Annotated in this window: 20 protein-coding genes and 4 pseudogenes; 16 read left to right on the top strand and 8 right to left on the bottom strand. The window is 60.3% G+C overall.

Annotated elements, in window-relative coordinates; genetic code table 11:
• Positions 1-22 precede the first annotated feature (22 nt).
• From ABNX08_RS36115 to ABNX08_RS36080, 8 genes and pseudogenes are all read left to right on the top strand, one after another.
• A complete protein-coding gene (locus tag ABNX08_RS36115; RefSeq protein ID WP_374063790.1) occupies positions 23-277 on the top strand; it encodes a 4-oxalocrotonate tautomerase family protein in 255 nt (84 codons plus the stop codon).
• A complete protein-coding gene (locus ABNX08_RS36110; protein ID WP_374063818.1) occupies positions 268-1,077 on the top strand; it encodes a 2-keto-4-pentenoate hydratase in 810 nt (269 codons plus the stop codon). The genes ABNX08_RS36115 and ABNX08_RS36110 overlap by 10 nt, the downstream gene beginning before the upstream one ends.
• The gene (locus ABNX08_RS36105; RefSeq protein WP_349605343.1) at positions 1,074-1,841 is read left to right on the top strand and encodes a fumarylacetoacetate hydrolase family protein; all 768 of its coding nucleotides are present in this window, start codon (positions 1,074-1,076) and stop codon (positions 1,839-1,841) included. The genes ABNX08_RS36110 and ABNX08_RS36105 overlap by 4 nt, the downstream gene beginning before the upstream one ends.
• A gap of 52 nt (positions 1,842-1,893) precedes the next feature.
• Positions 1,894-2,847, top strand: coding sequence for an acetaldehyde dehydrogenase (acetylating) (locus tag ABNX08_RS36100; protein ID WP_349605345.1), 954 nt, complete (start codon positions 1,894-1,896; stop codon positions 2,845-2,847).
• A 5-nt stretch (positions 2,848-2,852) separates the two neighbouring features.
• Complete coding sequence (dmpG, locus tag ABNX08_RS36095; RefSeq protein ID WP_349605347.1) at positions 2,853-3,878, top strand: 4-hydroxy-2-oxovalerate aldolase; 1,026 nt, start codon at positions 2,853-2,855, stop codon at positions 3,876-3,878.
• Between the two features lie 81 nt (positions 3,879-3,959).
• The gene (locus ABNX08_RS36090) at positions 3,960-4,433 is read left to right on the top strand and encodes a (2Fe-2S)-binding protein (protein ID WP_349605348.1); all 474 of its coding nucleotides are present in this window, start codon (positions 3,960-3,962) and stop codon (positions 4,431-4,433) included.
• A 1-nt stretch (position 4,434) separates the two neighbouring features.
• The gene (locus ABNX08_RS36085) at positions 4,435-6,636 is read left to right on the top strand and encodes a molybdopterin cofactor-binding domain-containing protein (RefSeq protein WP_349605349.1); all 2,202 of its coding nucleotides are present in this window, start codon (positions 4,435-4,437) and stop codon (positions 6,634-6,636) included.
• 553 nt (positions 6,637-7,189) lie between these two features.
• Positions 7,190-8,307, top strand: a pseudogene (locus ABNX08_RS36080) (IS110 family transposase).
• An 89-nt stretch (positions 8,308-8,396) separates the two neighbouring features.
• Here the strand turns inward: ABNX08_RS36080 and ABNX08_RS36075 are convergent.
• Complete coding sequence (locus tag ABNX08_RS36075) at positions 8,397-8,894, bottom strand: hypothetical protein (protein WP_349605352.1); 498 nt, start codon at positions 8,892-8,894, stop codon at positions 8,397-8,399.
• Between the two features lie 514 nt (positions 8,895-9,408).
• Here ABNX08_RS36075 and ABNX08_RS36070 point away from each other — a divergent pair.
• A complete protein-coding gene (locus tag ABNX08_RS36070; RefSeq protein WP_349605354.1) occupies positions 9,409-10,827 on the top strand; it encodes a tannase/feruloyl esterase family alpha/beta hydrolase in 1,419 nt (472 codons plus the stop codon).
• 512 nt (positions 10,828-11,339) lie between these two features.
• On the opposite strand, the gene ABNX08_RS36065 is transcribed toward ABNX08_RS36070, so the two are convergent.
• Genes ABNX08_RS36065 through ABNX08_RS36050 form a run of 4 tightly spaced genes read right to left on the bottom strand, consistent with a single transcriptional unit; the run spans position 11,340 to position 15,476 of the window.
• A complete protein-coding gene (locus tag ABNX08_RS36065; RefSeq protein WP_349605356.1) occupies positions 11,340-12,536 on the bottom strand; it encodes an acetyl-CoA C-acyltransferase in 1,197 nt (398 codons plus the stop codon).
• Positions 12,537-12,554: 18 nt separating this feature from the next.
• The gene (locus tag ABNX08_RS36060; RefSeq protein ID WP_349605357.1) at positions 12,555-13,313 is read right to left on the bottom strand and encodes an SDR family NAD(P)-dependent oxidoreductase; all 759 of its coding nucleotides are present in this window, start codon (positions 13,311-13,313) and stop codon (positions 12,555-12,557) included.
• A gap of 20 nt (positions 13,314-13,333) precedes the next feature.
• Positions 13,334-14,698, bottom strand: a complete 1,365-nt coding sequence (locus tag ABNX08_RS36055; RefSeq protein ID WP_349605359.1) for an MFS transporter — start codon at positions 14,696-14,698, stop codon at positions 13,334-13,336.
• Positions 14,699-14,753: 55 nt separating this feature from the next.
• Complete coding sequence (locus ABNX08_RS36050; RefSeq protein WP_349605361.1) at positions 14,754-15,476, bottom strand: nitroreductase; 723 nt, start codon at positions 15,474-15,476, stop codon at positions 14,754-14,756.
• A 245-nt stretch (positions 15,477-15,721) separates the two neighbouring features.
• Here ABNX08_RS36050 and ABNX08_RS36045 point away from each other — a divergent pair.
• Positions 15,722-17,377, top strand: a pseudogene (locus tag ABNX08_RS36045) (AMP-binding protein).
• 402 nt (positions 17,378-17,779) lie between these two features.
• Complete coding sequence (locus tag ABNX08_RS36040) at positions 17,780-19,411, top strand: tannase/feruloyl esterase family alpha/beta hydrolase (RefSeq protein ID WP_349605363.1); 1,632 nt, start codon at positions 17,780-17,782, stop codon at positions 19,409-19,411.
• A 203-nt stretch (positions 19,412-19,614) separates the two neighbouring features.
• Here ABNX08_RS36040 and ABNX08_RS36035 read toward each other — a convergent pair whose 3' ends face one another.
• Positions 19,615-20,274 carry a TetR/AcrR family transcriptional regulator gene (locus ABNX08_RS36035; protein WP_349605365.1) on the bottom strand — a complete coding sequence of 220 codons (660 nt, stop codon included), beginning with the start codon at positions 20,272-20,274 and terminating at the stop codon, positions 19,615-19,617.
• Between the two features lie 322 nt (positions 20,275-20,596).
• Between ABNX08_RS36035 and ABNX08_RS36030 the strand changes: the two genes are divergently transcribed.
• From ABNX08_RS36030 to ABNX08_RS36010, 5 genes and pseudogenes are all read left to right on the top strand, one after another.
• The gene (locus tag ABNX08_RS36030) at positions 20,597-21,412 is read left to right on the top strand and encodes a Crp/Fnr family transcriptional regulator (RefSeq protein WP_349605367.1); all 816 of its coding nucleotides are present in this window, start codon (positions 20,597-20,599) and stop codon (positions 21,410-21,412) included.
• Between the two features lie 337 nt (positions 21,413-21,749).
• Positions 21,750-21,980, top strand: a pseudogene (locus ABNX08_RS36025) (aminotransferase); the annotation flags it as partial.
• Positions 21,981-22,035: 55 nt separating this feature from the next.
• Positions 22,036-22,353 (top strand): type II toxin-antitoxin system Phd/YefM family antitoxin, encoded by a 318-nt coding sequence (locus tag ABNX08_RS36020; RefSeq protein WP_374063789.1) that lies wholly within the window; start codon positions 22,036-22,038, stop codon positions 22,351-22,353.
• Entirely contained in the window at positions 22,347-22,772 is a 426-nt protein-coding gene (locus tag ABNX08_RS36015; RefSeq protein ID WP_349605369.1) for a type II toxin-antitoxin system VapC family toxin, read from the top strand. The genes ABNX08_RS36020 and ABNX08_RS36015 overlap by 7 nt, the downstream gene beginning before the upstream one ends.
• A 267-nt stretch (positions 22,773-23,039) precedes the next feature.
• Positions 23,040-23,543, top strand: a pseudogene (locus ABNX08_RS36010) (helix-turn-helix domain-containing protein); the annotation flags it as partial.
• Between the two features lie 64 nt (positions 23,544-23,607).
• Here the strand turns inward: ABNX08_RS36010 and ABNX08_RS36005 are convergent.
• Both ABNX08_RS36005 and ABNX08_RS36000 read right to left on the bottom strand, forming a co-directional pair.
• A complete protein-coding gene (locus ABNX08_RS36005) occupies positions 23,608-23,784 on the bottom strand; it encodes a PDDEXK nuclease domain-containing protein (RefSeq protein WP_374063817.1) in 177 nt (58 codons plus the stop codon).
• A 177-nt stretch (positions 23,785-23,961) separates the two neighbouring features.
• Positions 23,962-25,110: an acyl-CoA dehydrogenase family protein gene (locus tag ABNX08_RS36000; RefSeq protein WP_349605371.1), complete on the bottom strand. Its 1,149-nt coding sequence runs from the start codon at positions 25,108-25,110 to the stop codon at positions 23,962-23,964.
• Between the last annotated feature and the right edge of the window lie 10 nt (positions 25,111-25,120).

Here is a 25,120-nt window from a genome sequence, read left to right as displayed (position 1 = left end):
TTGAAAACAGTATTGGACCGGCATGGCAGCGCGCCGCAATACTTCCTCCACTCTCAGGAGGCTTGCTATGCCAATCGTACACATCTCCCTCGTCAGCGGCCGCGATGCGGCCGTCGTGAAGCGCTGTCTTAAGGCAGTTGCACAAACCGTTCATGAGACGTTGGGAGCCCCGCTCGAATCGATCCGCGTTTTCGCCACGCCCGTAGCACCGGCGCACTGGGTCGTTGGTGATCGCGCCAAGGACGAGCCCGCCCCCACAAAGGAGGTATCCCAGTGAAGTCAACCGAAATCGCAACCGCCGCAGTCGCACTGCGGCAGGCAGCGCAAACGCGCAAGTACATCGCCCCGTTACGCGAGACCTATCCGGACATCACCATCGAATCTGCTTACGCAATCCAGCGTCTCAACACGATGCAGAAATGTGGCGATGGTCATCGCGTGGTGGGTTGCAAGATTGGCCTCACCTCCCTCGCTGTGCAGAAGCAGCTCGGCGTTGATCAGCCGGACTTCGGCATGCTGTTCGACGACATGAGCTATGGCGATAGCGAGTCGATCCCTTTCGATACGCTCACGCAGCCCAAGATCGAGGCCGAGATCGCGTTCGTGCTGGGACGGGATCTTACGATGAAAAATCCAGGACAGCTGGACGTCCTCAACGCCGTGGAGTACGTACTGCCGGCGCTTGAAATCGTGGGAAGCCGGATTTCAAACTGGAACATCGGCATCGCCGATACCATCGCTGACAACGCCTCCTCCTCGTCTTTCGTGCTCGGCAGCACGCCGAAAAAACTCGGCGAGATGGACCTGCGTCTGTGCGGAATGGTGCTCGAGCGCGCCGGTGACCCCGTGTCGACGGGCGCCGGCGCCGCATGCCTGGGCAACCCCCTCAACGCCGTCGTATGGCTTGCCCGTACGATGGCCGCGCTCGGCACCCCGCTGAAGGCAGGTTCGGTGGTCCTTTCGGGCGCATTAGGCCCCATGGCCGCGGTCCACACAGGCGACATATTCGAAGCCCGCATCAGCGGGCTGGGCTCCGTCAGAGCCGTATTCGGGCAAACGGGCAAGGAGGCAGCATGAGCCAGTACTCCGACTTCGCACGCATTCTCGACGAAGCCGCGCAGCGCGCGCAGGCCGTCGCCCAATTCGATCCTGAGGGAGCAATGCCCCTCCCTGAAGCTTACGAAGTGCAGCGTGCATCCATCCGATGCCGACTGGATCGCGGCGAAAAGCGCGTCGGCGTAAAGATGGGCTTTACCAGCCGCGCCAAGATGCTGCAGATGGGCCTGTCCGACGTGATTTGGGGACGGCTAACCTCGGGCATGCTCATTGAGGAGGGTTCGACAGTCAACGTCTCCCGCTTCGTCCATCCACGCGTCGAGCCTGAGCTGGCGTTCGTCCTGCGCGAGCCGCTTTGCGGGCACGTCACTCCAGCCCAGGCGCTCGCTGCCGTGGAAGCCATCGCGCCGGCGCTCGAAGTCATCGATTCGCGTTATCAGGACTTTAAGTTCTCGCTTCCCGAGGTCATTGCAGACAACGCCTCCTCAAGCGGCTTTGTCATCGGACCATGGCAGGACCCGCACCAGGACTTCTCGAACCTTGGTCTCACGCTGTCGATCGACGGGCGGACGGTGCAGGTCGGGTCCACGGCCGCATTGCTCGGACACCCGTTGCGTTCGCTGGTCGCTGCCGCGCGTCTTGCCGAGCTCGCCGATGAGCCTCTGCAAGCTGGATGGATCGTGATGGCCGGTGGCGCGACCCCCGCTGAGTGGATCAGGCCGGGGCAGTATGTCTCCGTCGAAATGGAGCGGTTTGGACGGGCGGGTTTTCACGTCGGGGGCTGAGACAGATTCGCCACCGCACCGTACGACATCACTGAGTTTTATGGAGACAGACATGCAACATAAGGTCAAGGTTGCGATCATTGGCCCGGGCAATATTGGCACCGATCTCATGATCAAGGTCATGCGCAACTCTAAGTATCTTGAGATGGGCGCCATGGTCGGCGTCGATCCGACGTCGGATGGCCTGGCAAGAGCATCCAGACTCGGAGTTGCCACGACATCCGACGGCATCGAAGGACTGCTTCGACTCGAGGGCTTCCGCGATATCGATATCGTCTTCGATGCTACATCCGCGAGCGCGCACGCGCGCCACAACGAGGTCCTGCAACGTGAAGGCGTGCAGGTGATCGACCTTACGCCCGCGGCGATCGGTCCGTATGTCATTCCGGCAATCAATCTCGAGGAGGAGGATTCGCCAAACATGAACATGGTCACGTGCGGCGGGCAGGCGACGATTCCGATGGTGGCGGCCGTATCGCGCGTCGCCAAGGTCCACTACGCCGAGATCGTTGCATCGATCGCGAGCAAGTCCGCAGGACCCGGCACACGCGCAAACATCGACGAGTTCACCGAGACGACTCGTAAGGCGATCGAGCAGATTGGTGGAGCCGAACGCGGCAAGGCCATCATCGTGCTGAATCCGGCGGAGCCGCCTTTGATCATGCGCGATACGGTCTTCGTGCTTTCGGGACCGGCCGACCGCGAAGCCGTGGAACAAAGCATCGCCAACATGGTGAAGGCCGTTCAGTCTTACGTACCCGGCTACCGCCTGAAGCAGGCCGTCCAGTTTGACGACATTCCTGCAGACAAGCCGATCAATGTGTCAGGGCTCGGCCCGCGCCACGGGCTCAAAACATCGGTATTCCTCGAGGTGGAGGGCGCAGCCCACTATCTCCCCGCCTATGCGGGAAATCTGGACATCATGACCTCCGCGGCGTTGGCGTGTGGAGATCTGATGGCGCATCGCCGGATAGCCGCTGGCATCGCGCGCGGCGCAAAGGAGTGAACGCAATGAACGACAGCAAGCGAATCTACGTCTCGGATGTCACGCTGCGCGACGGCAGCCACGCCGTACGCCATCAGTACAGTATCGACAACGTGAAGGCGATCTCAGCAGCGCTGGATCGGGCCGGCGTCGACAGCATCGAGGTCGCTCATGGCGACGGCCTGGAAGGCTCCAGTTTCAACTACGGCTTTGGCGCACACACGGACGTCGCCTGGATTGCGGCTGCAGCGGAGTCAGTCCGGAATGCGGCAATTGCGACGCTATTGCTACCGGGCATCGGGACCACTCATGATCTGCGCAATGCGTTTGATGCCGGCGCTCGCGTGGTCCGCGTGGCGACGCATTGCACCGAGGCGGACGTCTCACGCCAGCACCTGGAATACGCACGTGAGCTCGGTATGGACGCCGTCGGCTTCCTGATGATGAGCCACATGACAACTCCGCAGAATCTCGCAACACAAGCGAAGCTGATGGAAAGCTACGGCGCGACATGCGTGTATGTCGTTGATTCGGGCGGTGCACTAGGAATGAGCGACGTCCGCGACCGCTTCCGGGCGTTCAAGGACGTGCTGGATCCGAAGACCGAAACGGGCATTCACGCGCACCACAATCTGAGCCTCGGGGTTGCGAACTCCCTGATTGCGCTCGAGGAGGGTTGCACACGCGTTGACGCTAGTCTCGCGGGGATGGGCGCCGGTGCGGGCAACGCCCCGCTGGAGGTATTTATCGCTGCGGCGGAACGCCAGGGATGGAATCACGGCTGCGACCTGTACGGCCTGATGGACGTGGCGGACGACCTGGTACGTCCACTCCAGGACCGCCCGGTTCGCGTGGACCGCGAAACGCTTGCGTTGGGCTATGCCGGCGTTTATTCGAGCTTCCTGCGCCACGCGGAAATTGCCGCCGACAAGTACGGCCTCAAGACTGTGGACATCCTGGTCGAACTGGGTCGCCGCAAGATGGTAGGCGGCCAGGAAGACATGATCGTCGATGTGGCACTGGACCTGCTGCGGGACGCAACGCCTCAGTGAGCGCGGCCGGGCGTTGTGCGAATAGCTCTTTGGTGGGGACGACCAAGCGAGGTTGTCCATTCTTCTGCATATGGAGCGCTGATGACAACTTTCAAACTCAACGTCAATGGCAAGCCCCACACCGTCAGTGCGGACGGCGATACGCCGCTGCTCTATGTCCTTCGCAACGAGCTAGGCCTCCATGGCCCAAAGTTTGGATGCGGACTTGGCCAGTGCGGCGCGTGCACGGTGCTGCTGAATGGGACAGCTACGAGGTCCTGCCTGCTTCCTGTGTCCACACTTCGAGGCGCGAGCATTGTGACGCTTGAGGGCTTGGGCACTCCCGAGCGCCCTCACCCATTGCAAAGTGCCTTCATCAAGGAACAAGCCGTCCAGTGTGGCTACTGCATTAACGGCATGGTAATGAGCGCTGCAGGCCTGCTCAGATCCAACGCTAATCCAGACGAAAGCGAGATTCGCGAAGCACTGGCTGGCAACCTTTGCCGCTGTGGCACCCATACCCGCATCATCAAGGCGGTGCGGCGCGCCGCAGCGTTCCCCAAGGAGGAGATCTGAGATGGACCGTCGAGACTTCCTCAAGGGAACGGGCGGGCTGGTGGTCTCGTTCTCCTTCAGCACCCGTGCCTTGGCGCAGAACGCCGACTCCGGCCGCCCTATTGCTTCGCCCAAGCCCATGGGCAAAAACCAGCTTGATGCGTGGCTCAGCATCGGCAAGGACGGTCGGGTCATGGTGTACAGCGGCAAGGTCGATCTTGGAACAGGGACCCGCACGGCGCTCGCGCAGATGGTTGCAGATGAGCTGGACGTTGCCTTTGACCGGATCGAGCTCGTCATGGGTGACACGCTGCTGACCGTCGACCAGGGACAGACCGCGGGAAGCCTGACCATCCAGGACGGTGGGAGTACACTCAGGCGAGCTGCCGCATGCGCCCGGCGGGCGATGACGCAATACGCCGCAGCGCGGTGGGGCGTGCCTCCGGAGACGTTGACCGTGAGCAACGGCATTATCTCGGCAGGTCCGGAACGGCAGATTCCATACACCGAAGTCGTTGCGGCGCAAAGCTTCGATGTACCACTGGACAGCAACATCCCACTGAAGCCACCCGGCAGCCGGCGTCTCGTGGGGCAATCGGTCAGTCGTGTCGATATTCCCGACAAGCTAAGTGGGCGTTTCACTTACATGCAGGACTTCAAGCTGCCTGGAATGCTGCATGCCCGAGTGATCCGCCCCAGCGGCCCGGCCGCGCGCCTGGTTGGCTTTGATGCCGCATCCGTCAAGGGCGTCAGAGACCTCGTTCGCATCGTCCACAAAGAAAACTATCTTGCGGTTGTCTGCAAGTCCGAGTGGAGCGCTGTGAAGGCAGCACGGATGCTGAAGGTCAAGTGGCAAGGCGCCGAGAATTTTCCTGATCAGTCTGCCCTGACCGAATACTGGCGCTCACTGCCGGTTCGGAGTGTGGAACGGCCCGCTGCGAAGGGACAAGTCTCGCCCGCGCTCGATCGTGCCAGGCAGAGATTGAAGGCCACCTACACGTTTGCGCCGCACACGCACGGCTCGATTGGCCCGGCATGTGCCGTCGCGGATTTCAGGGAGGGGCGTTGCACGATCTGGTCGGCGTCTCAGGCTACCCACTCATTGCAGGGCGAAATCGCGAGCGTGCTCGGCGTCGACAAGGCTCAGGTTCGCTTGATCTATCTGGACGGTGCCGGCTGCTACGGCCGGAACGGCCACGAAGACTGTGCGGCCGATGCGGCATTCATCTCCCAGGCCATCGCGCAACCGGTGCGCGTTCAGTGGATGCGTGCCGACGAGCACGCATGGGATCCGAAGAGTCCGCCGACGGTAGTGGATCTCGAAGGCGGTATCGATGAAAACGGGCGGCCTACCGCATGGAAGTCCGATTTCTACCTTGCAGCGGCACAGGGCACGCTCAGCGAATTTCCCCTGCTGGCGGCAACCCTCTCTGGTCAAAAGCGTACAGGGTATATCACCGCGCAGATCCAAAAGAACGCCGAGGTCCTCTATGCCTTTCCAAATATCGCCACAAACGTCCATCGGCTGCAGGACCGGGCGTTTCGTACATCGCACTTGCGATCTCCTGGCCGGCTGCAAAATGCGTTCGCCAATGAGGCGTTCTTCGATGAAATGGCGACTGCAGCTGGCGCCGATCCGCTAGCGTGGCGTCTTGAGTATCTTTCGGATCCTCGCGCCCGCGCGGTACTGGAGGACGTGGCTCGTATGTCGGCATGGCAGTACCGCCCGGCCCCTACGCCGGCCCAGTTAAGCGGCGGCAGCGCACGGGGTCGCGGCCTTGCCTTTGTCCGCTACGACAATGATCGAACGTACGTCGCTACGGTTCTGGACGTCGAGGTTGACCTGAAGAGCGGAAAGGTCCGAGTGACCGACGTATGGTGCAGTCACGACTGCGGCCGGGTGATCAACCCTGACGGCGCCTGCAATCAGATTGAGGGGGGGATTGTGCAGACCATCAGCCGGGTTCTTCTTGAGGAGGTCCGATTCGATCGCGATCAAATCACGACCACTGATTGGGCCACCTATCCCATCCTGCGATTCCCTGAGGCCCCGAACATTTCCATCAGCCTGATCGACAGACCGGAAGCGGTGCCTTGGGGCGTGGGCGAAATGGCGCCTGCGACGATCCCTGGCGCCATCTCCAATGCCGTATTCAACGCGACAGGCCTCCGCATGCGGTCCGTCCCATTCTTGCCTGAGAAAGTGCTCGCGCTACTGAAGTAACAAGGACACCGTGCCGCGCGATGGCCCCGAGCCACGAAAACGCGTGATCGGGGTCATCGCCCGGGTCAATGTTTGTGACGGATACGCTCCAGCGCAGCGCCCTTCTCCCTGTCGGTTGGCGAGGAGGAGGAGGTGTTGACCCACGACTAATTCGACGCGGTGATCCGCGCGAGGCGTCGATCCAGAATCGCTACCGTCGCGCCCACCCCGCAGCGCGGGGAAACGCGCCCGCTGGCGCTACCTTGGATCGGTCGCGAGACGGCCCGCGGGAAGGCCCTGTCGCGTGATGCGCTCTACCTGTTCCTCGAGAAAGTGCGCCATGGCGGCCGAGCGCCTGCGTGCGCGCGGCTTCGAGGGGAAGCCCAGGCGACGGCCCTGGCCAACGCCTAGGCCCACTGACTGCACCACACAGCCGGCTCGCCATGACGGATCAGCAGGTAGACCTGCGTTATGTGCGCGACACCCTTGGCCATGCCTCGGTCGCGAAGCTCTGATGAAGGCTCGGGACCAGCGGCTGACGGAGGCTGCCAAAATCCTGCCTTGGCAATGGAGCATGGAACACGATAGCACGTTGTACGTGGCTTGGACTCGATCACGGTCGCCTATGCACTCGGCATGGGCGAGGTGGAACAGCTTGGCAAGATCGGTACCTCGAAGACGGATATTGATCGCCTGTGCAAGCGCCTGCAGTCCAAAGCACGGCGGATCCGCATCGTCTACGAGGCCGGCCCTTGCGGCTATGGCCTTTACCGGCAGCTTGCAGGGAAGGGCTTCGAGTGCATGGTGTGCGCGCCGTCACTGATCCCGAAGAAACCCGGCGAACGCGTCAAGTCCGATCGGCGCGATGCGGTCAAACTGGTGCGATCGCTGCGCGCCGGTGACCTCTCGGCCGTGTACGTGCCCAGCGTCGAAGACGAAGCATTCCGGGATCTGTCACGCGCCTGGGTCAACGCCAAGGACGATCTGAAGCCCGTCCGGCAACGCCTGAAGGCCTTTCTGCTCTCGCACGGTGTCCACTACAGCGGCAGAGCTGACTGGGGACCAGCGCACCGGCGCTGGATCAGTGCCTTTGCGTTCGACACCGTGTGGCAACAACTTGCCTTTGACGAATATCGACGTGCCATCGAGGATCGGCTCGCGCAATGCAGCCGTCTCGAAGCGGCCTTGCGCGAAGCCGTGGTCAACTGGCGCTTCTATCCGGCCGTACTGGGCTTGCAGGCCATGCGCGGCGTGCAGTTCACCACGGCGATAGGCATGCTCGCCGAGTTGGGCAATCTCTCGCGCTTTGTGCATCCGCGCCAGCTGATGGCCTGGCTCGGCGTGACGCCTGCCGAACACTCATCGGGGGAAAAACGACGCCAAGGCAGCGTCACCAAAAACGGCAATAGCTATGCAAGGAAGCTGCTGATCGAGGCCGCCTGGAGTTACCGGCACCCGGCACGCGTGAGCCCCGAGATTCAGCGACGGCACGAAGGCATTCCCAAGGCCATCGTTGACCGGTCCTGGGACGCCCAAGTTCGACTGTGCCGGCGCTATCGGAGACTTGCCGCACGCGGCAAGAACCCGAACATTGCGGTGGTCGCGGTGGCCCGCGAACTGAGCGGGTTCATCTGGGATATCAGCCGGCTCGCCATGTCGCTTGCCGTACCGAACGAGGCGCGGGCAGCGTAACCCAGCGCCCGCTATCAACCTATCTGATTACGGTAGAGCCGGTTTCCTGAAGGCGGCGTAGCCCGGGATCTGAGTAACCCGCAACCAAGCTACGCAACGGATTTCATCCGACTTGCGGCTCTAGATAGTGGCAGGCTCATTGGGCGGACCTCTGTAATGCGGTAACCAAGCGCGGCCCCGCCTTGGCCCGTGCCCGGCGCACGCGCTCGTCCGGCGACGGGGGCGACAGGGACGACGGCGGCGATGGAGACGATGGGGACGCCGCGCCCGCGTGCGGCCAACCACGCGGCAATCGCCGCCCGATCCCGATTGGGCACGGCGGGCGGGTCGGCCGCACCAGAAGTGGCGGCCGCGGGGCAGCAGGTATGATGAAGTGAAGACCGGAGCGAGCGTGCGGGCGGTCGGCCGTTGGCGTTGGCGTTGGCGTTGGCGTTGGCGTTGGCGTTGGCGTTGGCGTTGGCGTTGGCGTCGGCGTCGGCGTCGGCGTCGGCGTCGGCGTCGGCGTCGGCGTTTTTAGGATACAAAATAAGCCGGGTTATTTTGCAATGGCCACCCGCAAAAATGGACGACGGCAAATCGAGGCACATCGCCTGCGCAGTCCGGCCGCAGGCAGTCAACAGTCGGCAGGCCCCCCGCCACCCTTGAGCGGGTCGGCGGCCTCGCCTTCGCTCATCAGCGGGGGCTGGGCGCGTGTAGACGTACTTTTCTGCGGGGCACCCGCGCGCTTCTCGAAGCGCACCTATACCTCAACCGCCCCGACGCCTTGCATTCATTGAATTCAAGAGCGGATCAGAGCCCCCCGAAACTTGTAAATGTCGTGCAGCCGACAATCAGCATTGCGCAGCTTTCATACCCTCTATTTGTGCCAACAAGCACACACCTATGAGGAGAAAGAATCGAATGCGCTCACTCTTGAATTTCCCACCAACCGAAGAAGCGACACGACCGTCGACCTCGCGACCTAGCGAGCGTCTACCGGTACTGCCCTTTTGTCTGATGAGTCCGGGTATCACCGTGCTTGCAGTCGCCTGTCTGTCCGGCTGTGCCGGAAGCGGCGAGGGAGGAACCGAAGTCTCCGTCCCCCAAGCTAGCGCACAGAGCTTGTGCGAAGCCTTCCTGGGTCAGACTTATGAAGGCGCTACGGTTACGAAGGCCAAGCTGATTGCAGCTACCAACGACGTGCCGGAGCATTGCATCGTTCGCGCAGAAATGCCGAAGAACTTGGATTTCGACGTGCGCATGCCTACGGAGTGGAATCACCGCACCGTCTTCCGGGGCGGCGGCGGCTTCGACGGCTTCCTCGACGTGGGCTACATTAGTGACCCTGCTGTCAGTCCCGTGGGAAGTCCAGACCTTCCAAAGCGAGGTTATGCCACCATCGCGACCAATCACGGTCATGACATGCTGACATCACCTGGCGCGTCATTTGCTCTCGATCAAGACATGCTCGCTGACTATGCGCAGGCTTCCGTGCCGCGTGTATTGGGTCCGGCAAAGGCCATCCTTCGCAGCCGCTATGGCGACGCATTTCGCGATACAAAGCTGATCTATGAGGGCTGCTCGGGCGGTGGTCGACAAGCATTGATGCAGGCGCAGCGGAATCCCGATCTGTTCGATGGCATCATCGCCCGTGCGCCAGCCAATGCCTATACCGTGCAGTTTCTCTGGTATCAAAAAATGCAGAAGCAACTCGCGAAACCGGGCGCGGCACTCAGTGAAGCGAAGATCAAGGCCATCGGCGATGCGGTATACGCAAAGTGCGACAGCCTCGATGGCCTGGCAGACAGAATCATCGGTCGACCAGAATCATGCTCGTTCGATCCTGCAGAATTAGCTTGCACCGGTGCTGAATCCGACTCGTGCCTGACCCCTCCACAGGTGGAGACTGCAAAGCTTTTCTATGCCCCCACCAGCATAGGCAACGGCCGCTTCACCTGGCCCGGCTTCCTTCCGGGGGGAGAGACCGCAGCAAACTGGAAGCCGGGAGGCCAGCTTGGGCTCGACTTCATCAAGTACATGGTTGGGCAAGGCGCGTCCATCGATCCCTTGACGCTGGAGCCCGAACAGTACCTCTCCCGGCTTGAGCAGCTAAGCGCGATGCTCGACGCCGTCGCTCCGGATCTTAGCCGTTTCAAAGCCCGCAAAGGAAAGCTCCTTCTCTGGACGGGGCAGACTGACTGGCTGATCACTGCCAACAATGCGACCGACTACTATCAGCGCGTCGTACAGAAAATTGGAGGACAGTCTTCAGCGGACGAGTTCGTCGAGTACTACACCGCGCCAGGGGTGGACCACTGCAACGGCGGCACCGGCGCAGATAAAGTCGACTTGGTGGGGCCGATGTTCGAGTGGCTGGAGAATGGAACCAAGCCATCGAGCTCCGTCATCGTTGCGGAACAACGGGCGCCGACTGATGGGGGCACGCCCGCGCGCCGCCCGCTTTGTAGATACCCGGCGTACCCGAAATACATCGGCGGAGATCCGAAGGCCGCCGAAAGCTTCACCTGCACGACTTCCTAGAACGCGCGGCAATATCATCGCACTTATAGAGCCCGCAACCCCGGGGCAATTTGGGTGGCCCCGGGGTATTCGTCATCTGCCTTAACGAATGCCGACGGCGGCGCCGGGGGCCCGCGCATCGCGCCATGAATGTTCACCCGATCTCGCGTAAGTCGAAGGTCCCGAAAGGCTGCCCTGGCGACCACGGCGAACGCTTCATCGATCTCCCAAAGATCAACCTCGAACATCCATTTTCCCCAAGCAGTATCGGAGCGCTCCGACAGACGCCCCCTAGCCACCGCGATGGACAACCTGACTAAGAGGACTGCGGCCGCACCGCCCTAGATCGAACGGGCGTTCGCGGGCGTTACGGTTCCGTCCTTGCGAAAGGCCAGCTCTAGCGCTGGGATGCAGTTGATATCGGCTTCCTTTGGGCGCCTGCTCATCGGTTGGGATCTTGACGCTACGTTTGCGCGAAGGAGTAGCCCGCAAACTGAATCGTGACCAGCCTGCCTTTGAGGCTGGTGCCAGCGTCACAGCAATTCAATCGCCGTCGCAGTTGCTTCACCGCCCCCAATGCAGAGGCTCGCGACACCGCGTCTCTTTCCCGTCTTTCGTAAGGCGCCCAAGAGCGTCACAAGAATTCGCGCGCCGGATGCTCCGATGGGATGCCCAAGCGCGCATGCGCCGCCATGGACATTGACCTTCTCTGGGTCCAGTGCCAGATCGTGTACTGCCACCATGGCAACCACCGCGAAGGCTTCGTTGATTTCCCACAGATCGACATCTGATGCTCGCCATCCGAGTTGGTCCAGCAGCTTGCTGATCGCCCCTACCGGCGCGCTCGTGAAGGTCGCGGGGGTCTGCGCGTGGGTAGCATGACCCACAATGCGCGCGAGAGGTTCTGCCCCGAGTCTGCGGGCTACGGATTCCCGCGTCAGCACGAGCGCCGCAGCACCGTCTGAGATAGAGCTCGAGTTCGCCGCTGTCACAGTCCCTGTGCCTCGGAACGCTGGCTTCAAGGTCCGAATCTTGTCCACGTCGGCTTTCAGGGGCTGTTCGTCATGCAGGACCGTTTGCGATCCCGAACGACTATCTATGATGACCGGCGTCGTTTCCCAAGCGAAGTCACCGCGCTTGATCGCCTCCTGCGCGCGAAGCGTCGACGAGATGGCCCATTCGTCTTGCGCCTCACGTGAGAATTGATAGCTCTCAGCGCAATCCTCCGCAAACGATCCCATCAGGCGACCACGTGTGTCCGCACTGTAATGATCTTCCAAGCCGTCGAAAAACATATGGTCCAGCAATGAGCCATGACCAAGCCTATAACCCTTTCGTGCCTTGGGGAGCAGATAAGGTGCGTTGGTCATGGACTCCATCCCACCGGCGACGATTAGATCGTGCCCGCGCCCGGACAACAGATCGTGCGCCAGCATCACTGACTTCATGCCTGACCCGCAGACCTTGCTGATGGTCGTGCAGGCGACCGATTGAGGAAGTCCCGCCTGGAAGCAGGCTTGTCGCGCGGGTGCTTGACCGACGCCTGCAGGCAACACGCACCCCATTAGTAGCTCCTGAATGTCCGCAGCATCTACGTTAGCCCTCTCCACGGCAGCACGAATGGCGAAGCCGCCTAGCTCCGGAGCTGTGAGGCTCGACAATTCCCCCTGAAACCCACCGATTGGCGTGCGTGCCGCCGACAGTATGACGATCGGATCGTTAGTGCTCATGCGTGTTCTCCTTGACAATCACTTCGCAGCCATTCGTATTGCTCCATCGAGCCGAATGACCTCCCCATTCAGGTACCCGTTGCCAATCACATGCTCGACGAGACTGGCAAACTCGGTCGCCCTACCGAGGCGAGGAGGGAAAGGAACTGATCGACCCAGCGCATCCTGTACTTCCAATGGCATGGTTAGCAGCATCGGGGTTTCCATAATTCCGGGAGCGATCGTCATCACGCGGATACCTGACCTCGCCAACTCGCGAGACAAGGGTAGCGTCATGGACGCAACCGCTCCCTTCGATGCCGCATATGCTGCCTGCCCGACTTGGCCATCAAAGGCCGCGACCGATGCAGTGTTCACAATCACGCCGCGTTCACCGGTGCAATCAGGGTCCTGTTGCTGCATGATCTCGGCGGCAAGACGAACCATGTTGAAAGTTCCGCCCAGGTTGATGTGCACCGTGCGCAGAAAGGATTCCATGGAATGCGCACCCTGATTACCAACGACTTTACCGGCGGGTGCCACACCGGCGCAATTGATCAGGCCGCGAAGCATACCTAACGCTGTGGCTGCAGCAAATACCTCTTTTGCGTCTTCTTCGCTCGTGACGTCAGCTCGGACAAAGATCCAACCCGTCTCGGAGGCAACGGCAGTGCCTGCGGCTGCATCGCGGTCAACGATCACGACCTTCCCACCTTGATGAGCGAGCATCCTGGCCGTGGCCGCACCGAGACCTGATCCTCCGCCGGTGACTACGAATACGTTGTTTTCAATCTGCATCGGTTGATGTCCAATGGTTACTAGTTCAATTCTGTGCGGGCAGGAACCGCAGCATGTGCGCGCGCTTCCTGATGATTGGCTGCGCAAAGACGATGGTCGACCATCATGACTGCGATGGTTCCGAGTACACCTGCGAAGGCGATCGCAAGGAAGTTCTGTTCAAGCGGCAATTGCATTGCAACCAGCGTCCCGATCAGAACCGGCGCGGCAATCGCCCCGAGACGTCCGATGCCAGAAGCAAAGCCCACCCCCGTAGAGCGGATGGCAGCTGGGTAGAATTCACTGGCGTAGGCGTAGGCAAGAAGTTGAGTGCCAAGGGTAGAGGCACCAACGACGAAGACGACAATGAAGAGAAGCTCCGTCGATTTCGTATAGCCCATGAGCGCCAGTGACACTGCACCGACCGCGTAGAAGGCGACGAGGACGTGCTTAATGTTGAACTTGTCGCCCAGCCATCCGCCGCCAATTGCTCCCACGACTGCGCCGATGTTGAATACCAACACGAAGGTGAGAGCAGAACCCAGGCTGTAGCCCGCCATCGCCATCAGCTTCGTGAGCCACGAGCTGAGGGAGTACACCATGAAAAGGCCCATAAAGAACGCAATCCAGATCATGAAGGTACTGGCCCCGCGACCTTCCTGGAACAGCCGGGCTACAGGAGCGCTGGTAATCAGCGCATCCTTCGGCATCACAAAATTGTCCCGGATGCTCACCTGCACCTCGGGGGCGATCTTTTTCAGTACCTTGACGAGCTTGTCGGCGCGCTTCTTCTGGACCAGGAACGCGAGTGAATCCGGCATGGTCCATAGGATGAAGGGGATAAGCAAAATGGGCGTTCCGGCGACGAAGAACACCGATTGCCAGCCGTAGGCTTCGATCAGCTGCTTACCAGTGAGAGCGACGAGAATCCCGCCGATCGAATACCCGGCAAAGACGATGGTCACAAGCCGGGCGCGGATGCTTCTCGGAGCAAACTCACCCATTTGTGCCGTCACGATGGGCAAGACACCACCAATGCCGAGTCCTGCAAGGAAGCGGGTGACGCTGAAGGTCACAGGATCATGCGCGAGACCTGCTGCGGCAGTGAATACGCTGAATAGCGCCACGCATACGCAGATCGACACAGGGCGACCGATCTTGTCAGCGAGCGTACCCAGGTAGATCGCCCCGAACATCATGCCAAACAGCGCAGAACTGGCCATGAAGCCAGCCTTCGCTGCGTCGACCCCCATCTGTTTCATGATCGAGGGCAAAGCAGCACCCACGACGGCCAGGTCGTAGCCGTCAAGAACAAGAATCAGCACGCACCAGAACAGGATGACTGCGTGGAATCGTGAAAATCTGGCGCTTTGCGCTATCTCTTGTACGTCAACTTGGTTGTTCATGGTCTCCTCCGTTTCATGATGGATCTATGTTGCTATCGCCCGTCTGTTGTGTAGTTCAGGTGCTGTGAAAGACGGCGAAAGATGACGACGGCTCTCGTTCTGAGACGAGAGAGTTCTCGATGCGCGATTCGTCTGCGAAGCCAAGACTCATGCCTACGACGAACATCTCCTCAGGCTTCAGATGCAGCTCGCGTTCTATGATCTTGTGGTACTTCATGAATGCCGCCTGAGGGCAGGTACTGAGCCCGTAAGTGCGGGCCATGACCATGATGTTCTGGAGGAACATGCCGTAGTCCAGCAGGCTGCCGCGCTCCATGACGCGATCCATGGTGAAGAACAGCCCGACCGGCGCGTCGAAGAACTGATAGTTCCGTCCGTGCTGTTCGTGCATTCTCTGCTTATCTTCTTTCTCGATGCCAAGGAGGCCGTAGAGCTTCCAGCCAAGCGCGCGACGCCGGTCGATGTATGGAGACACCCACTCATCCGGGTAGTAGCTCCACTCATCAGAGTGCATTTTGGATAACGTCGGATCGTTATCGACTTTCCTGATGGCGGCGCACACACGGTCCTTGGCGGGACCGGTTACCACATGCACCTTCCACGGCTGGATGTTCACGCCGGTGGCCGCGTAGCGAGCCACATCAAGAATGGCTTGGACGATTGCGTCGGGTACGGGACGCGGAAGATAAGCTCTGACGCTACGTCTTGTTGCGATCGCCCATTCAACGGCCGATCGAAGCGATGCCAACTCGTCCGGTGGCGGTCCTGCTCGTTCCATCTCCTACCTCGCTGTCTCATCATGCGGGCCTGGCGCCCGCTGGATTGCAGAGTAGCGATCATCAAGCGAGGTCAATGTCATGTAGCCGACAATCACTGCAATCCATCGGCAAGCCGCTTCCGTGGGATTCTGAAATGTCTTGCGAATGACAATCGTCGGGCCCAGCTACAGTTAATTTGCTGAACGGCTTGAGGAAGGGTCACCCATCAGGACCGAGCCCCTATGACCCGACACGGAGACAGATGATGAGCGGAAATATTTACGAACACGGCCTTGACCGGACCCCTGCAAACTACCTTCCACTGACCCCTTTGCAGTTTCTCGACCGGTGTGCGGACCAGTATCCCGATCACACCGCCATCGTCCATGGCGCGCTGCGGCAGTCCTGGAGCCGAACGAGGGAACGTTGCCGACGCTTGGCCAGCGCGCTAGTAAAGCGGGGGATTAAGAAGGGGGACACGGTGTCTATCCTCGCCCCGAACACGCCGGCCATGGTCGAGGCACATCATGGTGTCCCGTTGAGCGGCGCGGTGCTCAATGCCATCAATTGCCGCCTGGACGCCGAAGGCGTTCGCTTTATCCTGCGTCACGGAGAATCGAAGGTTCTCTTTGTTGATCGGGAGTTCTCCGCCCTGGCGGCGAAAGCGCTGGAGCAGCTTGACAGCAAGCCACTCATAATCGACATCGCCGACATTGAGGCGATCGGCGGTGAGTTGATTGGAACAATGGAATACGAAGCATTCCTGGCGGAAGGCGACCCGGATTTCGCCGGTGTCTGGCCCACCGACGAATGGGATGCCATCGCCCTCAACTACACTTCTGGCACCACATCGGATCCTAAAGGGGTTGTGCCCAGCCACAGAGGCGCCTACCTGATGAGCTTGTTGCAACTGACGGACTGGGGTATGCCGCGCAGGCCGGTATATCTGTGGACGCTGCCTTTGTTTCATGCCAATGGCTGGTGCTTTGCTTGGGCGATCACGGCAGCCGCAGGCACGCATGTGTGCCTACGAAAGGTGACGGCCACAAATATCTTTGCCGCAATCGACCAGCACGGTGTCGATCATTTCTGCGCTGCGCCCATCGTACTTGCTTCGCTCGCGACATCCACGGCTGCTGAGCGTAGAGCCTTCTCTCATACGGTCCGTGTGCGAACTGCAGGTTCGCCGCCGCCCGCGACCGTCTTGAAGTCTGTTCTTGAGATGGGATTTGAAGTCGAACACGTCTACGGCATTACTGAGGCTTCGGGTACCCCCGTCAGTTCCTTCGTGAATCCGGTCTGACACGACAAGCCTATGGACGAAAGAGCACGGCTGATGGCTCGCCAAGGCAATCGATCCGCAGTTTTGGAGGGGTTACGCGTGGCGGACCCAGCAACATGCGAGCCCGTTCCCTGCGACGGAAAGACACAAGGCGAGCTTCTGCTAAAGGGCAACATTGTGATGAAGGGGTACCTGAAGAATCCAGACGCGACCGCGAATGCGTTTGCCGGCGGCTGGTTTCACACCGGTGATGTGGCTGTGATGCATCCCGATGGCTACATCCAGATCACAGACCGATCGAAGGACGTCATTATCTCTGGTGGTGAAAACATCTCGTCCGTGGAGGTTGAGGACGTACTCCATCGTCATCCTGCGGTCTTGATCGCGGCCGTAGTAGCCCAGCCCGACGCGAAGTGGGGCGAATCACCCTGCGCGTTCATTGAGCTGAAGCCCGATGTCATCGCCCCGCCGGAAGCCGAGATGATTGCATTCTGTCGCGAGCGGCTTGCTCACTACAAATGCCCTGTCCGCGTCATTTACGGGGCGCTTCCGAAGACGGGCACTGGGAAGATCCAGAAGTTCCGGCTGCGAGAGCTCGCCGGGAGCCGTGAAGCAATTACGGAGCTTTCCGGCTCGTAACCCGGCCACAGTTCTTCGTCCCGGGTCTCCAGCCTCTTGCTTTGCCCGCCGCTAGGTGTAAGCGGTGGGCACTTCCTTAGGCTCGCGTGTGGCCGCCGCGCCAACTGCTCGGGCGATCCTCAACCGTCTCTATTCTGAGACGCGTGGCACTGCGCGGCATGCGCAGTTATTCTAGTCTCGCCTCCTCTTCTCCTGCGCAAGGGCTGAAATCCTTCTGGAGAAAATCGCTTCGCCTTGCGCTGAGATTTCTTAGTCGCAGGAATGTCTTGCACAGGACATTCCCCGCCCGCTCAGACTCATAGAGTTGTGCGTAGCTGGATAGCTGAACGGTACAACAGCTCATCACTGCCATCCATGAATAGCTTCACAACACTCCAGCAGAGCCAACGAAGGAGACACAAAATGCAGAGACAACAGGTACCTCAGTACAGAGGTCGGCGCCGTGCGGCCATATTTTTCGGCACGATGTCGGCACTTGCGATTGCCAGCTCCCTGGCAGCATGCGGTGGCAGCGATTCCTCAGACTCGGCCTCCAGTTCGACGCCTCCTCAGAGTACGACCCCGACCGCCAGCGCAGAAAGCAAATGCCAGGCGCTACTGAACATGCAGTTCGGCGAGGCGACGATTACTAAGTCAACCTTTGTCCAGGCTTCCGGAGCCCTACCGGAGCGATGTGTCGTCGTTGGACACATGCCCAAGGATCTGAGTTTTGAGATGAATCTCCCGACGGTTTGGAACGAGCGCCAAGTCTTCTCCGGAGGCGGCGGCTTTGATGGACTGATCCCACCCGACCCACGCGTTGATATCAGTCCCAATCTTAAGGAGCGTGGCTACGTGACAATCGCGAGTAACCATGGACACACCTCCGCGGGGAACGCCACGTCGATCGGGGGAATCGATGCTGAGTTCGCGATGGATCGGGACATGTTGAACGACTACGCCTCCCTTTCCGTACCGCGCGTCATTGGACCAGCACGTGCTGTCATGACCTACGTCTATGGTGAACAAAAGGTCGCCACCTCGAAATCGATCTACGAAGGCTGTTCGGGCGGCGGCAGACAGGCACTGCTCCAGGCGCAGCGCAATCCGACACTCTTTGACGGGATCATCGCGAGAGCGCCCGCCAACGCCTACATTCCCCAATTTCTGTACTACCAGAAGAGCTTTAAGCAACTTGCGCAACCGGGCGCTGCGCTTAGCACCGCCAAGATCAAGACCATTGCCAAGGCGGTCTTAAACAAATGTGACAGCCTTGATGGCCTCAAGGACAACATCATTGGGAAGCCAGATTCCTGCCAGTTTGATATCGCTGAACTCCGCTGCACGGGAGCCGAGACCGATGCATGCCTGACCGACACGCAGGTCGCCTCGGCCAAGTCACTCTATGAGCCCACGAACATTGCATCCGGACGCTATACATGGCCCGGCTTCCCATTTGGAGGAGGCGAGGATGGGAGCTTTGGTAAGCCAATCTGGGGAGATTCCGTAGCCAAGGGCTTGATGGATGGCTTCATCAAGTACATGGTGGCTCAAGATGCAACGGTTGATCCTCTGCAACTTGATCCGGCACAGTACACGACGCGTCTCGATGAATTGTCCTCCCTGATCAACGCTGTCAATCCCGATCTGAGCCAGTTCAGGGCCAAGGGAGGGAAGCTACTGCTGTGGCATGGGATGGCAGATTGGTTGATCACGCCGAACAACACTATCAGCTACTACAACGCGGTCGTGGCTGCGGCGGGCGGGCAAGCTGCCGCTGACCAGTTCATGGAGTTCTACACGGCCGCCGGTGTCAATCACTGCGCAATGGGCAATGGGGCTGACAACGTGGACCTCGTTGGTCCGATGTTTGAGTGGCTCGAGAAAGGAACTCCGCCTTCGGCGAAAAGGATAATTGCGCAAACGTTTTACGCCCCCGCCGGCACTGCTCGGATCACACGTCCGCTGTGCAGGTATCCGCAGTATCCGAAGTACAACGGTACCGGCGACCCGAACGTCGAAAGCAGCTTTACCTGTACGGACCCGTCTCAATAGTTTGGGATGAGGAGGATCACTAGATTCTTTCTGGACGACCCCATCGAGTAATAGTTGTACTGGCAACGTCCATCAGCAATGCTGATGGACGTTTTTTAGCTACCGGGGAGCTGCTGCTCGGAGGCTACTAGGAAACGCCGTCACGAAGTGCCTCTTGGTCCCCGCCGTTTCATGCCTCGGGGTCGGGCGCGCCCGATGGACAACTACTGAGTCGGTACGCTGTAGGGAGCTTGGGAGCCGGAAACTCCTCTCAAGCAGAAAGTGATAATGGCTGATGCATGGATATTTATCTGCGCCGCATCAGCACTAACATCATTGGACAGTGGCGTTACTAGCCCTTCGAACAGGCAGCCAACAATGCAGTCTGCAGAAGCGGCCGCGTCCTGGGCAGGGAATTCACCGCTGGTGATTCCCTGCTCGATTATGGTCTTGAAGACTCTCGACAGCGCGCGATGATAGACCAGGCGCGCTGCCTCAACATCGGGCTCGACTGGCTCCGCAACTAGCGCGTGAGCAAGGCGGCGACCTCGCAGGGCACGATTGGCGAAGGTCCATGCCGCCGCACCCAGTCGTTCGTGGGCCGATCCATCGCGCATTGCAATGCCGGCAACCACATCCACTTCGCGCTGCGCCGTTACTTTGACGACCTCGATCATCAATTCTGTCTTCGACGGGAAGTATCGGTACAACGTGCCAATGGCAATCCCTGCGGCTTCGGCAACCGACAACATCTGTGTTTCCCGGAATCCCACGTCAGCGACCAAGGCACGCGCCGCCTTCAGAATCAGGGGATGTTTGTCCGCTCCGCGGCGGCGAATCCGTGCGCGCGGAGTGCTAAGTAGAAGCTCGGTTTCAGTAGACATAGGATCTCGGGTGTCGATTAACGCATCTGAACCTACTCAGCCCTGTTGCGAGAGGATCCAATTATGGCATGCGACTGGCCCCAGGACGACCGAAAACTTGGGAGCGGGCCGTGGAAACACCTAATGCGACGAGCTTGACAGGGTCCAGGTTGCCGCATAGCCTTAAGTGAATTTAAATTTCACTTAAGAGACCACCCGTGTTGACATGCGAAATCAGAGCGGTTCTGCTGCCGCGCGCCCGGATGACGGCTGAGCGAGGAATCTATGGTGATTGCCGCACGCCACTGGTTGCGGCCGTCCAAGACGACGTAGCGCTACCATCATGAACTCTCTAAGAGTCTTCTGTGCCGAGCGAGTGGAGCGGCTTGGCATTGCGCCCGAAGGGCCTGCAAGCACAGACAGGCTGGGAAGACCGATCCTGTTCCGTGATTCAACAGAAACGGAGGATGCAGGGATTTCGAGCCTGGTGGATTTCCTTTCCCGGTCGCCGTGGTATCCGAATCTTTCCGGCGAACAAAAGGCTCGTGTAAGGAGCGACTGCTTTGATCGCTCATATCATGCCGGCTCGACCGTTTGCCACCGGGGCGATCCCGCTGACCACTGGTTGGCAGTTGTGGACGGGATCATTAAGGTCGATACCGCCTCAAGCGCAGGGCGCACTGTCACATTCGCGGGCGTCCCTGCTGGCTCTTGGTTTGGGGAGGGAGCGGTCCTAAAGGAAGAGCCCCGACCCTATTCGGTAGTGGCAGTTCGGGACAGTCGGCAGGCATTCGTCCCAAGATCGACATTTCTCTGGCTGCTCGATCACAGCAGCCAGTTCAGCCGATATGTCATAGACCAGCTCAATGCGCGCTGTGGCTACTACGTCGGTTTGGTACACAACTTACGGTTGCACGAAGCCTCAGCGCGAGTGGCATTCTGCTTGGCCGAGATGTTCAATCAGCAGCTCTATCCAGCTACTGACAGGATCTTGGGTCTATCCCAAGAGGAAATAGGACGCCTGTCTGGACTATCGCGGCAGAACACAAATCGTGCACTTCGCGATTTGGCTGACGCCAAATTGATCGCGGTGGAATACGGGGCGATCCAGATTATGGACCTTGGCGCGCTGCGGAGATTTGCGCACGTGGGGGATTGAGCGGGACCTCGCCCCTCCTTTCCCGAAGGCTATGTGAGATTCGATTCGCCGTCCAAGGTCACTATCTCGCCTGAGATACCCTGAAAGACGCATTCAATGGCAGCGGTTCCGTCTTGCGGCGCAACCGGATGGAAAGCGCTTCAATTCTTACGCAGGATGCAAAACACATTCTCTGTAAGCCATATTGTCCAGTCCGCACGAGGTCACGAGAATTCTCGTTTCGACCCACGCCTGCCGGCGCGAGCGCCCCACCGTTCCGTGGCCCTTACGTCGCCTGGCACACAATGATCCCCAGTGAGCCACATAAGAGCGGCGCATTCCCGGATGGAGATATTCGATGAAGATTTCGAAGCGTGCTGCTCACATCGAGCCGTTCTACGTGATGGAGGTAGCCAAGGCGGCTACACAATTGGCCGCTACCGAGGCCGCCCGAGCCAAACCGGTGATCCATCTGAGCATCGGCGAGCCGGACTTCACGGCGCCGCCTCTGGTTCAGGAAGCGGCCATACGTGCAGTACGCGCCGGCGTTACCCAATACACGCCGGCCATTGAATCGTCGCCCCCTCGGAGCGTGCAACGCTGACAGGGAGCGGCCGTTGACTTGGAACTCTGCTTGACCCCCCATGATGTACAATTTAAATGTACACATCAAGCCAGGAGCACTTTCCATGCGAACTATCCCGTTCTCTGAGGCAAGAGCGCATCTCGCTGATGCGCTCCGGGGTGTAGAAGTGGCACAAGAGCCCCTAATGATCTCCCGGCGCGGGCAGGCTGCCGGCGTCTTGATGTCGTGGTCACAATATCGACAGCTGGTTGGGTCTTCCTCTGGCTTTTCTGCGCGTTTGACCGAGTGGCGCCAAAGGCATGTGACAGGGGAGGATGAGAGCGATCCCTTTGCGCAATTACGTCAACCCGATGGGGGAAGAGAATTCTCATGGTGAGCGCCGTGAGTTGGTTGCTGGACACCAACATTGTTTCAGAGGCCATGCGGCCGAGACCTGAGGTCGCGGTAATGGAAAATTTGGCCCGCTACGAGGGGGAGCTAGCCATTCCAGCCCCGGTCTGGCACGAACTCCGCTTTGGTTGGTTGCGCATGCCGGATGGCCAACGGAAGGACGCTGTTGGCCGTTTTGTACAAGATGTCGTGGGCACTTTGCCAGTCTTGCCTTATGACGCTGCCGGAGCGCGGATCCACGCAGAGCTGCGCCAGTCGCGCGAGCGGGCTGGATTCACATTGCCATTCGTGGATGGGCAGATTGCATCGGTTGCGATAGCGCACGGGCTAACCCTGGTGACGCGTAACACAAAGGATTTTGCGGAATTGGCTGGTTTGCGGCTGGCGAACTGGTTCGGCCTCTGAATGCCGCTACGCGTCGATTTGCATCCCGTCTAGGCAACGGAGCGCCACCGGTCGGCTTGTTTACTCCAAGCTGCTTTACAGAACACGGATCGCACCGCAGAGCCAATTTTGTTATGTTGCGTACCAATTTAAAATAACACTTATTATGCCGTTTTTTCTAATGTCGTACTTGGGTTAAGTTCAAATGTCGTACCCCGTCCCGGAGCGTGCCAAGCTGGCGGCTTTGCCGTCTAGCCTGGAGCGCGACCATGGGCCGACCCGATCACCATGAGTATGCGGGAGCTGGACCGCTGCAAGGTCATCCAGGCCGTCGTCGAAGACGGTCTGATGGTCTGGCGCGCCGCCGAGAAGCTCGGCCTTTCCAAGCGCCAGGTCGAGCGGCTGGTGCAGCGGTACCGGCAGGACGGCCCCCAGGGCCTCGTCTCCCGTAAATGGGGTCAGCCTGGCCACAATCAGTTGCCTCCGGGTCTGGAATCCCGCGTGCGGGGCCTGTTCCGCGACCGTTACGCCGACTTCGGCCCGACCCTGGCCGCCGAGAAGCTGCGCGAGCGCCATGGCATCGAGATCTCGCCGGCATGCGTGCGCCGAATCATGATCGACGCCGGCTTCTGGGTGCCGAGGAAGCTGCGCCCGCCCAGGGTGCACCAGTTGCGCAATCGCCGCGCCTGCCTCGGTGAGCTGGTGCAGATCGACGGCAGCGACCACGCCTGGTTCGAGGACCGGGCGCCGGCCTGCACGCTGCTGGTCTTTGTCGACGACGCCACCAGCCGCGACGCTCGGCAGGCTTTCCTGCAGCTCAGCCGGGAGTTCCGCAACGAACTGGTACTGGGCCACGTCAATCAGCTGGCCCATGCCGCGCAGCACGTATTCGACCACCAGCCGGTTGTGCTCCCTGGCATAACAGTAGCCCGATGGTAGGATGGTCGGCTTCAGTTTTCATCAGGGCATCAACCGCCGACAGATAGAAACTGATCTGACCTGCATACTCTGGCTCAAAGGCGCCAGTCTTCAGTTCAATGACGATATTGCAGCGCAGCTATCAGCTGATAGAACTGCAGATCGAGATAAGAGTCGTCGCCGCTCGCTTCGAGGTGAATTTGCGGCATCCGGCCACGCCTCGGCGAAGGCGCGCATAGTCACCAGGTTGGAGCGCGGCAGCCCGCTGACGATCGTTCAGTCGTGCCGGGCGTTACAGCGAACGCGCCACCAGCTCGCGCTGGATCTCGTTGGCGCCGCCGTAGATGCGCTGCACGCGCGCGTCGACGTACATGCGCGCGATCGGGTACTCCAGCATGTACCCGTAGCCGCCGAAGAACTGCACGCACTTGTCGATCACCTCGCCCTGGCGCTCGGTCAGCCAGAACTTGCCCATCGAGGCCAGCGAAGAGTCGAGCGTGCCGTCGATCCAGTGGCGGATGATGTGATCGGCGAAGGCGCGCGAGGCCGTCACCGTGGCCTTGACATCGGCCAGCACGAAGCGGGTGTTCTGCTGCTCGATCAACGCCTTGCCGAAGGCCTTGCGCTCCTTCACGTACGCCACCGTCAACTCGAGGGCCCGCTCCATCTGCGCGGCGGCTCCCACTGCGATCATGGCGCGTTCGTACGGAAGCTGGCCCATGAGCTGGAAGAAACCCTGGCCTTCCGCGCCGCCGAGGAGCGCGTCAGCCTCCACCACGCAGTCATCGAAGAACAGCTCGGAGGTGTCGCCGGAGTCCTGGCCCACCTTGTCGAGGCACTGGCCACGGCGGAAGCCCGGGTTGCTGGCATCGACGATCAGCAGCGAAATGCCTTTGGCGCCCTGCTGGTCGCCGGTCCTGGCGACCACGACCACCATGTCGCACATCTGTCCGTTGGTGATGAAGGTCTTGGCGCCGTTGACGACGTACTTGCCGTCGGCACGCTTCCTCGCCGTGGTGCGCACGCCCTGCAGGTCTGAGCCGGTGCCCGGCTCGGTCATGGCGACGGCCGTGATGATCTGGCCGGTCGCGATGCCTGGGAGCCAGCGCTGCTTCTGGGCCTCGGTGCCATAGCTGCCCAGGTAGTGGCCCACCAGGTAATTGATGCCATAGCCGAAGCCGGTGCTGCCGGCGTAGCCCATCTCGCGCATCACCACCGCCGCGTGCGCCACCGTGCCGCCTGCGCCGCCGTACGCCTCGGGCACGTCGGGCAGGATCAGGCCGAGTTCACCGGCCTTGAGCCAGACCGCGCGGTCGACGTGGTGCTGTGCACGCCATTTCATCTCGCTGGGCTCGATGATGTCCTTGCAGAAGCGCCGCACCGCACCGGCGAACGCGTCCAGGTCCTCATCCATCCACGGCGAACGGTAGTTTTCGAGCATGCTGGTTCCC

This window comes from Cupriavidus sp. DF5525, from assembly GCF_040149425.2.
Lineage (GTDB): Bacteria > Pseudomonadota > Gammaproteobacteria > Burkholderiales > Burkholderiaceae > Cupriavidus > Cupriavidus pickettii_A.
This window is presented reverse-complemented; position numbering and strand designations above follow the sequence as displayed.

Bases quoted from the DNA above. Each gene is read 5' to 3' on its own strand.
- ABNX08_RS36105 (WP_349605343.1), top strand. From the start codon at position 1,074: ATGAGCCAGTACTCCGACTTCGCACGCATTCTCGACGAAGCCGCGCAG.
- ABNX08_RS36035 (WP_349605365.1), bottom strand. From the start codon at position 20,274: ATGTCTACTGAAACCGAGCTTCTACTTAGCACTCCGCGCGCACGGATT.
- ABNX08_RS36065 (WP_349605356.1), bottom strand. From the start codon at position 12,536: ATGAGCACTAACGATCCGATCGTCATACTGTCGGCGGCACGCACGCCA.
- ABNX08_RS36020 (WP_374063789.1), top strand. From the start codon at position 22,036: ATGATGTACAATTTAAATGTACACATCAAGCCAGGAGCACTTTCCATG.
- ABNX08_RS36055 (WP_349605359.1), bottom strand. From the start codon at position 14,698: ATGAACAACCAAGTTGACGTACAAGAGATAGCGCAAAGCGCCAGATTT.
- ABNX08_RS36060 (WP_349605357.1), bottom strand. From the start codon at position 13,313: ATGCAGATTGAAAACAACGTATTCGTAGTCACCGGCGGAGGATCAGGT.
- dmpG (WP_349605347.1), top strand. From the start codon at position 2,853: ATGAACGACAGCAAGCGAATCTACGTCTCGGATGTCACGCTGCGCGAC.
- ABNX08_RS36090 (WP_349605348.1), top strand. From the start codon at position 3,960: ATGACAACTTTCAAACTCAACGTCAATGGCAAGCCCCACACCGTCAGT.
- ABNX08_RS36000 (WP_349605371.1), bottom strand. From the start codon at position 25,110: ATGCTCGAAAACTACCGTTCGCCGTGGATGGATGAGGACCTGGACGCG.
- ABNX08_RS36085 (WP_349605349.1), top strand. From the start codon at position 4,435: ATGGACCGTCGAGACTTCCTCAAGGGAACGGGCGGGCTGGTGGTCTCG.
- ABNX08_RS36030 (WP_349605367.1), top strand. From the start codon at position 20,597: ATGAACTCTCTAAGAGTCTTCTGTGCCGAGCGAGTGGAGCGGCTTGGC.
- ABNX08_RS36015 (WP_349605369.1), top strand. From the start codon at position 22,347: ATGGTGAGCGCCGTGAGTTGGTTGCTGGACACCAACATTGTTTCAGAG.
- ABNX08_RS36040 (WP_349605363.1), top strand. From the start codon at position 17,780: ATGCAGAGACAACAGGTACCTCAGTACAGAGGTCGGCGCCGTGCGGCC.
- ABNX08_RS36115 (WP_374063790.1), top strand. From the start codon at position 23: ATGGCAGCGCGCCGCAATACTTCCTCCACTCTCAGGAGGCTTGCTATG.
- ABNX08_RS36075 (WP_349605352.1), bottom strand. From the start codon at position 8,894: ATGTGCCTCGATTTGCCGTCGTCCATTTTTGCGGGTGGCCATTGCAAA.
- ABNX08_RS36050 (WP_349605361.1), bottom strand. From the start codon at position 15,476: ATGGAACGAGCAGGACCGCCACCGGACGAGTTGGCATCGCTTCGATCG.
- ABNX08_RS36100 (WP_349605345.1), top strand. From the start codon at position 1,894: ATGCAACATAAGGTCAAGGTTGCGATCATTGGCCCGGGCAATATTGGC.